The following is an 11,098-nucleotide window of genomic DNA, read 5'->3' as shown; positions in this document are numbered from 1 at the left end:
TCCTTACAGCTATTCCGTGAGGAGCGGAAGTCGCGACCTGGCGATGTCAGCTCCCCCGCGCATGAGGTGCAATTCGAGTTCTTTCCCCTCAGGTGGAGTCGGGGAGACCTGCACCGCGAAATCGACCCTCCTGTTGTCGTTCGCGCCGACGACGAGGTCCTGCACCGGGCCGAGGAGTTCGCAACGGATTCCGGGCACCGGCGTCAGGGCCAGTCTGTATCGCTCCTGCTGCGTCCCCCGGTTCTCCAGGTAGGCGATATAGAAGTTCACCACGCTCCCCGGAAGCTTTTTCACCGCCGCCCCCGGTGCGTGTTGCACCTTCAGCGTTCCTTCCGGCCGCGTGATGATCCCCGCCACAAGGGTCAGGGAGAGGGCTGTTACCGCCGCGGCCAGAAGGGACCTGCGCCCCCAGACGCTCCCCGCTTCTCTCCCGTTCCCGAAACGGTAGCTGATCAGCCCCTGGCGCCCCTTCTTTCCCATGACCCCCCGGCAGGCGTCGAGGCACCTGCCGCAGTTTATGCAGGCGACCTGGGTCCCCTCCCTGATGTCTATCCCCATGGGGCAGACGCCCCGGCAGCTCCCGCACCTGATGCACGAGCCCTCCGGGTCTTCGAAGAGAAGGGTAAGGGTCCCTCGGTCCATGGTAAAGAACTGCAGACGGCCGTAGGGACAGACGATCTTGCAGAAGTGGCGGCGCATGAGGGCGAGGTTCAAATAGGTGACGCTGCCGAGGAGGAGGAAGGAATACCCTGCTACCCGCGGAAGGGTCCCGGACCATACCCCTTTCAGGAACTCTCCCGCCGGGATGATGTACCAGAGGAGGACTGCGGCAATGAAAAAGGAGAGGGCGGCATGGCACCCTTCCCGCAGCGCCCCCCGCACCCACCGGCTGTGCACCGTCCGGGAAAGCTTCTTCTCCAGCCATTCGGAGAGGTCCGAGAGCGCGCTCTGGGGGCAGAACCAGCCGCACCAGACCCTGCCGAGCACCATCGTCATGAGAAGGAATGCGAAGAGCAGGAGGAGGACCGCCACGAGGAGGAGCCTGAACTCCACGATGCGAAGGGTGGCGCCGAAGACATGGAGGGTGCGCGTGCCGATGTCGAGACGCAGCAGGGAGTCGCCATTGAGCGGCACCACCGGGAGCGCGAGGAAAAGGAGGGCGCACAGAAGTTGAACCCCTCTCCTCTTCGGTGCCAGCAGGGAGCATCCCTTCTTCCGACCTGTCACAGGTGGAGCAGATAGGCGGCCAGCCCGGCGATCTTTTCGGGCGCAAGGTCACCAAAACCGGGCATGCCGCCGGGGCGTCCCTTGGAGATGCTTTCCGTTATGGCTGCCTCCGACTTGCCGTACTTGTAATCCTTTCTGGTGAGGTCGGGGCCGATCTTTCCCTTCGCGTCCGCCCCGTGACAGGCCGCGCACCGTTCCGCGAATACGGCTGCGCCGACCTGCGGGTCCCCTGGCGCGACCTTCACCGGCGCCGCCGCCGCGCTTGCGGCCTTTAGCGCGTCATTTGCCTTCTTTTCCTGCACGTACTCCCCGACGGAGGACCAGTCGCTGAAGAGGAAGTACCCCATGAAGCCGAGCGCCCAGAGCACCAGACCGGAGAAAAGGATCGTGAAGACGAGAGGGGGCCTGCTCTCTATGCGGTACTTGATGCCGTCGTAGTCGAAGCTGTGGTGATCTGACATGCAACCGTCTCCTTTCTCCATTTTGCCGTCGCCGGTCCGGACTCCACTTCGTCACTCGTCTTCCATCATCCGGTACTTCGGCCCTTCGAGCCGTTCCTTCTCGCTTCGTTTGTAGGTCCTTCTCACGATCGCCGCAAAGATCACGAAGAGGAGGATGGTGGTTCCCAGGTAGTACACGCTCGCCCAGATCATATCAGTGCCTGTGGGTGGACTTTATAAAGGTGACGATCTTCCAGATGCGGTCCTTCCCGAGTGTCTCTCCAAAGGGGGGCATCCCACTTTGCGTCCCTGCGAAGATGGTCTGGAAGACGCGGCTGTCCGGCTGGTCCATGTCTACAAGGCTCGGGCCGACTCCCCCTTTCAGTTCTGCTCCGTGGCACTGCGCGCAGTTTTTGGCGTACAGCTCCTTTCCTTCGGGGAGCACCGTCACCTTGTCGAGGTAGGGGTTGTGCAACTCCCCTGTTACCATGGTCTGGGCAGCCTTGCGCCAGGGGATGTCGTTGCCGAGCTTTTGCAGGTAGGCGACCATGGCGTCCATCTCCGTTTTCCCCTTCAGCGATTCGAGATCGGTGCTGCTGTACGGGAAGTGCAGCGCCCGCATCTTCTTCTCCGTGAGGCTCGTGTCGAGCGGCCTCTTCATGAATGCGTACCCGGGCATGTTCGACCGGGGCACCATCGCCTGGGGGGTCGCCATGTGCGTGTAGTGCCAGGCGTCCGGGTACTTCCCGCCGATCCGCGCCAGATCAGGGCCGGTGCGCCGGGATCCCCAGAGAAACGGCTGGTCGTACACGAACTCCCCCGCCTTCGAATACTCGCCGTAGCGCTCGGTGTCGGAGAGGAGCGGCCGCACCGTCTGGGTATGGCAGTTGTTGCAACCCTCGCGGATGTAGATGTCACGCCCCTCCAGCTGGAGCGGCGTGTATGGCTTCACCTCCGCGATCCTCAGTTTCGGGTCGTTGATCCAGCGAAAGGGGACGATCATGGTGACGACCGTTCCGACCATCACGGTGGCGGCGGCGACAAGGAGAAATACTATCGGATTCTTGTAGAGCATCGGTCCGTCCCCCTCCTTTAGGCTTTCTGCACGGCAGGCGCAGCGCCGGTAATGGTCTTCGTTATGTTGTAGATGAAGACGAGGAGCCCCAGGAGGTAGATGATCCCTCCCAGCACCCGGATGTGCCAGTAGGGGTAGAGCTCGACCAGTGTTTCCATGAAGCTGTAGTGGAGGCTGCCGTCGGGATTGGTCGCTTCGAGCATGCTCGCCTGCTGCACCCCCCCGATCCACAGGGTGATGGAGAAAATGAGCTGACCCGTCACCGCGAGCCAGAAGTGGAGGTTTGCCAGGGGGATGCTGTAGATCTCCCTGTCGTAGAGCCGCGGCAGCGTGTAGTAGATCGCGGCGAAGAGAACGAGCGAGACCCACCCCAGCGCACCCATGTGCACGTGCCCGGGGACCCAGTCTGTATAGTGGATGAAGGCGGAAAAGGTGCGGATCGATTGCGACGGACCCTGCAGCGTTTGCAGCCCGTAGAAACTTACTCCGAAGATCAGGAACTTCACCAGGTAGTTGTCGCGCATCTGGTGCCACTGCCCGTTCATGGAGAAGTAGGCGTTGAAGACAGCGGCCCAGGAGGGGGCGATCAGCATGACCGAAAAGGCCATCGCCAGCGTCTGGACCCAGTCCGGAACCGGCGTCCACAAAAGGTGGTGCGCCCCGGTCCACAGGTACATGAAGATGAGGCTCCAGAAGGCAATGACGCTCATGCGGTGACTGTAGATCGGCTCGCCGGTCGTTTTGGGGAGAAAGTAGTAGAAGATGGCCAGCGGCGGCGCGGTGAGGACCATTGCCACCGCGTTGTGTCCGTACCACCACTGCACGTTTGCGTCGTTGGCCCCGGCAAAGGCAGAGTACGACTTTCCGAGGGACACCGGAATCCCGGCATTGTTGACGATATAGAGGACGGCGACACCGACGAGAGCGGCGAGAATGTACCAGAGCGATATGTACATCTGGTCTTCCCGTCGCTTCATCATGGTCATGAAGATGTTCACCGCAAAGATGACCCACAGCACCACCACGAGGAGCGCCACCGGCCACTCCAGCTCGGCGTACTCCTTCGACCTGTTCATCCCGATGAGGAGGGTCACCGCCGCCAGCGCGATCACGATGTTGAAGAGCCAAAGCTGCACCCGGGCGAGCCCTGGGCTCCACAGCCTCTTCTTTGCCAGGCGCTGGGTGATGTACAGGAAGAACGCCATGAAGCTCCCGACCCCCCAGCCGAAGATCCCCGCGTTGGTGTGTATCGGGCGCAGCCTGCCGTAGGAGAAGTAGGGGGGGATGTTGAACTGGGGGTGTGAAAGCTGGAGGGCGATCAGCACGCCGAGAAGAACCGTGACGGCACCCCAGACGATACTGGAGATGATGAATCCTTTTACCACGTCGTCCGCGTAGACCTCTTTTTGCAGCATGACCACCTCCTGACATTGCAAAACACCTTGAGTCATAGCCGTAGGGACCCACTGGCAAGGCAGAGAACCGATACGATTATAGCCGCTACTTTGTAGTTTTCTTCTCAACAGCAGAGTTGGGGCAAATTTTTTATGCCTATCATCGGAGAGCAGGTATCAACACGTTGCCTCCATTTCCTTTGACTGCATCTGGTGGCAGACAGAGTGGGGAAAGTGCTGTGACAGAAGAAGGTTTACGGTGGGGGAGGGGGCTCTGCGTCAGGAGGGGTGCAACTCCGTTTACGGGATGATTAAAAAATAGGCAAAATGCTAAACTATCATGAAAATATTGCAGATAAAGGGGGCCTTCCCGGAGATATCAACAGAGTTATCCACAGCACTGTTGATTGCGGAAGCTTGCTAGTAAAGGATCTAGCAGGAGGGCGTCAAAATTATCCACCTTTATCGGCATGTTACCCGCTCAGGCATTTGAAGAGCGTGCGTCGTCACAATTCTGACGCTTTGGGAACTGGTGGGACGGCTATTCGAAGTCCAGGATTTCCCTGCTCCCCGAGATGTCGCCATCCCGGTTCTGCACGATGGCAAGAGCCTGGTAGGTACCGGCGGGGAGCTCGGTCAGGTCGATCCGGTGGCGAACTGAATTCCCGGGCGCAATGTCCTGAAGACCTGCTCTAAACTGCCCCACGGCCTCTCCCTTCTGGATCAGGTCGACCATGAGCTCGGAGGAGAGGGCGCGTTCGCCACTGTTGCGCACTTCCAGTTCGAGGAGCCGTTTTCCAGCTTCAGCCACGACCCCTCTGGTCACAAGGGTCATCGTCTTGCACTGGCTGGCGCCGCGCTCCCCGTCGCTCAAAGGTACCGGGGGGACAGCCGCAGGGGGGGCAACTTCCTGTAGAGGGGGGGGTAAGGGGGTGGCGGTTGCGGGATCTGTAGCAGATGCTGCAGCTGCGGCGACCATGAAGAGGAAGCAGTACCTGGCGGTAGTCATAACGCCCTCCCGGACAGCCGGATGATTACATGTGATTCTATTAATGTTTCGCTACGATTTTACAGCAGTGCGCCCCACACTCAAGGTAGGGGAGCGGATGGGCAGGTAATGGAGGTTTCGACACTGAAAAGTTAAAGGAATGGAGGGGGCACTGCGGAGGCGCGAGTCCGCTGCAACTGCTCCGTGGTCGGGTTGCAGTTGCAGCGGTGTCTCGCGGTACGTCAGAGTACGTCAGAACGGTATGGAAATATCATCTATCTGGCGGAAGAGCTTCCCGCCGCTTCGCTCGATAAAGTGCAGCACCTGCAGGTTCACCGGGATGCCGGCGAAATCTCCGGAGTCGCGCAGGTCGGTGCGCAGCCCGTAGCATTTTTTCCCGAGGGCGCAGCCGAAGCCGATCTCGCTCGCGGTGCCGGAGTCCACTTCCGCGCCGTCAAGAACCGCGAGGACGACGTCAGCCCCCCTGATCCCCGCCTCGTTGCACGAGCCGATCCTGGAGGAGATTTCCCTGAAGGCGGCGATCCGTGCTGCGAAGTCAGGCTCGCTCAGAGCCGCCGAAATTTTTGATGCGAAGTGCTTCTGTTCCCACGGATCGAAGATCTCGAACCCCTGGCTCGCCACCTTTACCTTTATGCGGTTCAGGTATGGCGCGTTTTCGGGGGAGAATCCAAGTGGCGACGCAAGGTACATCCTCTTCATTGCTGCTACTCCTTTAGTGATGCCGCCGGTGCCCCGTGCATCCGGTAGCGAGATTTATAGCGCACCCCTTACCTTTGCGCAAGGGGGGAGGAGCCCCCTCCGCCACGGAGTTGTGCCGCAAGGTTTCGGGGGTCGACGGTCGGCGCGAGGCAGCGGCCGGTACGGCAGAGATAGGCGACGGGACGCTCCCCCTCCGCCTGTTTCCCGGCCACCAGGGGGGCGAGTTTTGCCAGATCCTCCAGCTCTTCCCCTTCGGTCACCGAAATGAGGACCGTGTCGGGAAGGAATGCTCGCCGCACTTCGTCCAGCAGCGGCTTTGCCGCGCGCCGGTTCCCTGCAGGGGCTACCACCACCAGCTGAGCTTTTTCCCTGTGGTGGAAGTCGAGGGCCAGGAGCATCTCCGTGGCCGCCGCGGGGCTCCCTGCCATGATCGGGGAGAATGCGGCGAGCGCCGCCTCCCCCTTTTTCTGCAACGACTCATCCCCAGTGAGGGCGGCAAGCCTCAGGAGGTTCATGGTCATCACCGCGTTTCCGGAGGGAACCGCGCCGTCGTAGGCGGGCTTCTCCCGGGCGATGAGCTTCTCGTGATCCTTTCCGGTCAGAAAGAATCCGCCGGAGCTGTCCGCGAAATCGTCATGGACAACCTTTTCCAGCTCCAGGGCGTGCCTCAGCCAGACCGCCTCGCCGGTACTCTGGAAGAGATCGATGAGGCCGGCGACGAAGAAGGCGTAATCGTCGAGGAAGGCGTCTCCCCTCGGCTCCCCTTCCTGGTAGCTGTGGGTCATCCTGCCGCGGAGAGTCAGCCGCTCGAGGAGAAAGGAAGCGGTGCGGCGTGCCTGGGCGAGGGAGTCGTCATCGTCGAGCACGAATCCCCCCCGGGCAAATGCGGAGAGGGCGAGCCCGTTCCAGGAAAGGAGAATCTTTTCATCGCGCAGCGGCCGCGGACGGCGGTTTCGCTCCTGGTAGAGGACTTCCTTCCCCTCCGTGAGGGTGCGGCGCAACTCCTCCTCCCTCTTCCCCACCTGCGCCGCGACCTCTGGCAGCGGCTTCGGGAGGTGCAGGATAGAGCGCCCCTCGAAGTTTCCCCTCTCAGTCACACCGAAGGAGGCGCTGAAAAGATCCGCCTCCTCGCGCCCGAGGATCCGCAGCAACTCCTCCCTCGTCCAGGTGAAGAAATACCCCTCTTCCCTCTTGCCGCCGGGAGTCGGGCTGTCCGCATCGGTGGCGCAGTAGAAGGCCCCTTCGGGGGAGGCGAGGTCGCGCTGCAGGTAGCGCAGGATCTCCCGTGAGACGCGTGCAAATTCCTCGTCGCCGCTCAGCTGGTACCCCTCCAGGTAGGCGACGGCTAAAAGGGCGTTGTCGTAAAGCATCTTCTCGAAGTGGGGGATTAGCCAACCCTCGTCGGTGGCGTAGCGGTGGAACCCTCCTCCGACCTGGTCGTAGATCCCCCCGGCGCCCATCCGGCGCAGCGTGTGGGTCGCCATCTCCAGGAGTTCTCGGTCTCCGCTCGCCAGATACTGGCGAAAGAGAAGCCGCACCGGCAGAGTGCTCGGGAACTTCGGCGCGCCGCGCTGGCTGCCGTGCACCGGGTCGAAGGTCTCCTTGTAGTGCTTCATCGTGCTCGCCAGCAGTGCAGGGGAGGGGACTCCTTCCCCTTGGGGAGGAGCGAGGATACGTCCCACCGCCTCGGTGAGCTGCCGCCCCGCCTCCTCCACCTGCCCCGGTTCGCGCAGGTATGCATCCTTCAGGAGCTTCAGCAGAGAGAGGAAGCCGATGCCGCGGGTATGGTTCCTCGGGGGGAAGTAGGTCCCGCCGTAGAAAGGCTTCCGGTCGGGGGTGAGAAAGACGTTCAGGGGCCACCCCCCCTGGTGCCCCATGGCGTGGAGGGCGTTCATGTAGATGGAGTCGAGGTCCGGACGCTCCTCCCGGTCGATCTTGATCGCGATGAACTCCTGGTTCAGGTAGCTCGCGATCTCCTCGCTCTCGAACGACTCCTCCTCCATGACGTGGCACCAGTGGCAGGTCGCGTACCCGATGCTCACCAGTACCGGACGGTTCAGCTGCCGCGCCAGCTCGAACGGCTCGTCCCCCCACGGGAACCAGTTCACCGGGTTGTGCGCGTGCTGCAAAAGATAGGGACTCTTCTCCAGGAAGAGCCTGTTTGTGTATCGTGCCCAGCCGTCCTCCATGAGGTGTCTGGTCCGCGGCTCGTACGCTTCGCCGCGCTTCAGGCGCAGCGCCTCCAATTCCTCGGCCGGAGGGGCGGGTGTCCCCTCTGTCCCTGGCAGGGGAGGGTAGCGCCTTTTCATTTCACTTTCCATGATCCATCTCCACGGTTGCAGACTCTCTGTGCACGGGGATTTACCAGCTACGGCTCTACCAGAAATTGTAGCAGCATTGGGTAGCGTGGTGCATGCGGTGGTGAAAGAGCACGCCGGAGGGCGTTGTGCCTGTGCAAAGGGGAGTTGAACAACTTTTGGCGGTGCGGTAGACTGTGTCGGACGCTTGAAACGGGAGGCCGGCGGCTTCCCGCGCGGTGCCGGAAAGGAGAGTGGTGATGGGAGAGCGCTGTACCGTCCTTGTCATTGACGACGATTCCCTCGTTCGGATGACGCTGGTGGCGTACCTTGAAGATAGCGGCTACACGGTCATCGAGGCCGCCGACGGTGAAGAGGGTGTCGAGCTCTTCCGCAAGCTCCTTCCGGACGTCGTCCTCACGGACCTGAGGATGCCGAAGCTCGACGGCTTCGGCGTCATCGCTGCCCTGCAGACCCTCAGTCCAAAGACCCCCGTCGTGGCGATCACCGGCACCGGCGACCCCGCCGCGGCGACGGAGGCTCTCCGTCTCGGGGCACGCGGCTTCCTCACAAAGCCGATCATCGACTTCAACGAGCTTGAGGCGTCCATCGAGCGCGCCCTCGCCGCTGCCGGGCAGTAGTCCCCACTTTTCCCCCCTTTTTTCAAAGCCCCCGCCGTGACAGTACCGGGGGCTTTTTCTTTATCTCGAGTCCCCATCCTCTTTGCGAAAAGAATTTCCTTTTGCGATAGAATACTTGGTGAGTGTTAATCTTTCGACCTTCCAGGCAGCTACTGAAGGAGAAGCTCATTGGCTACCAAGCGCAAAGACGGCACCGAGGAGTTCTCCAGCAGCCACACGAGGCTGCTCAAGTCCATCTCACCTTTTTCCTGTCTCGATTCCCGGGAATTCGAAGAGTTACTGCACCTGATCATCGACAAACGCTTCCACAAGAACCAGGTTGTCCTTCTTGAGGAAGAGACGACCCGCTACATGTACATCGTCTACAGCGGCAGGGTCAGGGTCGTGCATCAGGGGACCGAGGGGAGCGAGCGGATCCTCGCGGTACACAAGCGCGGGGACGTCTTCGGGGAGATGGCGCTGCTGGACGGCAAGACCGCTCCCGCGACGGTCATCGCCATGGAAGAGTGCGAGATCGGTCTCCTTTCCCGCAACGATTTCCAGAAATACCTCTTGAAAAACGAGAAGGTTTTGCGTCAGCTGATCGATCTCCTCTGCCGGCGCCTGCGCGACTCTTTGCTGGTGCTGAAGGCGATCACCCTCACCGACGCGGAGCAGCGGGTCCGCTCCATCCTCAACCACTTGAGTCTTCTGCACGGGGTGCGGGACGACCGCGGCGTCGTCATTGCGCTGCGCCTCACTCACAGAGAGCTCGCGGCGTACGCATCGGTTTCGCGAGAAACAGTCACTCGACTGCTGCACAGGATGGCACAGCAGGGTGACCTCGAGATGCTGGAAAACAGAAACATCCTTCTGAAACCGGGCTTCGCCGACAAGGTGGATCTACTCTGAGAGTAGAGAAGATTTCCCTCAAAGCGACTCTCCCTACCTCTTTGTCCTATCTCGTTCTTCCTTTGCCTTTTCATGTGTAACTCATGGAATTCCCGGAGCTCTTGACAGGTGAGCTCCTCTGTATATAATAGCTTTTAATTAATACACTGTTATTTCAACCTCAGAAGCAAAGCTCCCGTTTTTCGACAAAATGATCCAGGAAGTACTGGCTCCTCTGAGTCTGTGAGGGGGCGCTTTGGACGAGGTAAAATAGATGTCACCGAACGCGTTGAAGAAACAATCCTGGTTCAGACAGCTTCTTTCGAAGAGTGCTTCTGCTCCAGTTTTATTCCAGCCGGAGAACGGACTTTATCCTGAACCGTATTTCAGAAAGAAGCTCGTCCAGGAGAGAAAGAGAGCGGAACGCTCCAACAAGCCGCTCATCGTGATGCTCGTCGATGCAACGAAGGTGCAGGATTCCGAAGCCGTGGAAGACGCCGAAAACCCGGCCCACTTCCTGGCGCAGGTACTGAACGCCACGGTCAGGGACACCGACATATGCGGCCAGATGGACGGCGACCGTGTCACCGGGGTCATCCTCACGGAGGTTGAGCCGGAGATGGTGGAGAAGGCAAAGGAGGCGGTCACGAGGAAGATCAGGGAGCGGCTGGTGGCCCTTCTTCCCCCCGAGGTCGTCGAACGGATCGTCATCTCCTTCAGGACCTTCCCGGAGAGCGAAGGGGGCAAAGGGGTAAACGATGTGACGTGGTACCCCGATGCCGCGGAGACGGGGAGCCGGGGGTGGGACATCGCGAAGCGCTCCATGGACGTGCTCGGCAGCATCGTCGGCCTTATCCTCTTCTCCCCCTTTTTCATCACCGTTCCGATCCTCATAAAGCTCACCTCGAAGGGGCCCGTCTTTTTCCGGCAGGAAAGGGTCGGCCGCAACGGGAAGCCCTTCCAGCTCCTCAAGTTCCGCTCGATGTATCTCAACAACGACGACCTCATGCACCGGAAATTCGTGGAGTCCCTCATACGGGACAAGTCCTCCGGGGCTTCCTCCGGCGCCGTCACCGTGTACAAGATCCAGGGCGACCCGCGCGTGACCCCGCTCGGGAGGTTCCTGCGCAAGTACAGCATCGACGAGTTCCCGCAGTTCTTCAACGTGCTGAAGGGGGAGATGTCCCTCGTCGGCCCGCGCCCCCCCATATTGTACGAGGTGGAGAACTACTTCCCCTGGCAGCGCAGGCGGGTCATGGGGAGGAAACCGGGGATCACCGGGCTTTGGCAAGTTACCGGCAGGAGCACGACGAGCTTTGACGAGATGGTGCGGCTGGACCTGCGCTACATAAAGGGATGGTCGGTCCTGGTCGATGTGAAGATTCTCCTGAAGACCCCGGTGGCGGTGATCCGCTGCAAAGGGGCGTACTGACAGGTGCACTCAAA

General features: G+C 60.8%; 11 protein-coding genes. 3 read left to right on the top strand and 8 right to left on the bottom strand.

The annotated features are described in order from the left end of the window. Positions 1–9: 9 nt before the first annotated feature. The 8 genes from LPW11_RS02735 to LPW11_RS02700 form a co-directional block, all read right to left on the bottom strand. Positions 10–1,227: a 4Fe-4S dicluster domain-containing protein gene (locus LPW11_RS02735; RefSeq protein WP_230996597.1), complete on the bottom strand. Its 1,218-nt coding sequence runs from the start codon at positions 1,225–1,227 to the stop codon at positions 10–12. Continuing rightward, complete coding sequence (locus LPW11_RS02730; protein WP_230996596.1) at positions 1,224–1,688, bottom strand: c-type cytochrome; 465 nt, start codon at positions 1,686–1,688, stop codon at positions 1,224–1,226. The genes LPW11_RS02735 and LPW11_RS02730 overlap by 4 nt, the downstream gene beginning before the upstream one ends. Before the next feature lie 51 nt (positions 1,689–1,739). Next, positions 1,740–1,880: a hypothetical protein gene (locus LPW11_RS02725; RefSeq protein ID WP_230996595.1), complete on the bottom strand. Its 141-nt coding sequence runs from the start codon at positions 1,878–1,880 to the stop codon at positions 1,740–1,742. A gap of 1 nt (position 1,881) precedes the next feature. Continuing rightward, positions 1,882–2,742 (bottom strand): cbb3-type cytochrome c oxidase subunit II, encoded by an 861-nt coding sequence (locus LPW11_RS02720; RefSeq protein WP_230996594.1) that lies wholly within the window; start codon positions 2,740–2,742, stop codon positions 1,882–1,884. A gap of 17 nt (positions 2,743–2,759) precedes the next feature. Then, positions 2,760–4,157, bottom strand: coding sequence for a cbb3-type cytochrome c oxidase subunit I (locus LPW11_RS02715; RefSeq protein ID WP_230996593.1), 1,398 nt, complete (start codon positions 4,155–4,157; stop codon positions 2,760–2,762). 520 nt (positions 4,158–4,677) lie between these two features. Beyond that, complete coding sequence (locus LPW11_RS02710) at positions 4,678–5,145, bottom strand: hypothetical protein (RefSeq protein ID WP_230996592.1); 468 nt, start codon at positions 5,143–5,145, stop codon at positions 4,678–4,680. A gap of 231 nt (positions 5,146–5,376) precedes the next feature. Beyond that, the gene (locus LPW11_RS02705; protein WP_230996591.1) at positions 5,377–5,844 is read right to left on the bottom strand and encodes a nucleoside 2-deoxyribosyltransferase; all 468 of its coding nucleotides are present in this window, start codon (positions 5,842–5,844) and stop codon (positions 5,377–5,379) included. Positions 5,845–5,912: 68 nt separating this feature from the next. Next, positions 5,913–8,165: a thioredoxin domain-containing protein gene (locus tag LPW11_RS02700; RefSeq protein ID WP_230996590.1), complete on the bottom strand. Its 2,253-nt coding sequence runs from the start codon at positions 8,163–8,165 to the stop codon at positions 5,913–5,915. 236 nt (positions 8,166–8,401) lie between these two features. Here LPW11_RS02700 and LPW11_RS02695 point away from each other — a divergent pair, with 236 nt between their 5' ends. The 3 genes from LPW11_RS02695 (at position 8,402) to LPW11_RS02685 (ending at position 11,084) form a co-directional block, all read left to right on the top strand. Then, positions 8,402–8,782 (top strand): response regulator, encoded by a 381-nt coding sequence (locus LPW11_RS02695; protein ID WP_230996589.1) that lies wholly within the window; start codon positions 8,402–8,404, stop codon positions 8,780–8,782. A gap of 168 nt (positions 8,783–8,950) precedes the next feature. Then, positions 8,951–9,673 carry a Crp/Fnr family transcriptional regulator gene (locus LPW11_RS02690; protein WP_230996588.1) on the top strand — a complete coding sequence of 241 codons (723 nt, stop codon included), beginning with the start codon at positions 8,951–8,953 and terminating at the stop codon, positions 9,671–9,673. Positions 9,674–9,926: 253 nt separating this feature from the next. Next, positions 9,927–11,084 carry a sugar transferase gene (locus LPW11_RS02685; RefSeq protein WP_230996587.1) on the top strand — a complete coding sequence of 386 codons (1,158 nt, stop codon included), beginning with the start codon at positions 9,927–9,929 and terminating at the stop codon, positions 11,082–11,084. Positions 11,085–11,098 lie beyond the last annotated feature (14 nt).

Source organism: Geomonas sp. RF6 (assembly GCF_021044625.1).
Lineage (GTDB): Bacteria > Desulfobacterota > Desulfuromonadia > Geobacterales > Geobacteraceae > RF6.
This window is presented reverse-complemented; position numbering and strand designations above follow the sequence as displayed.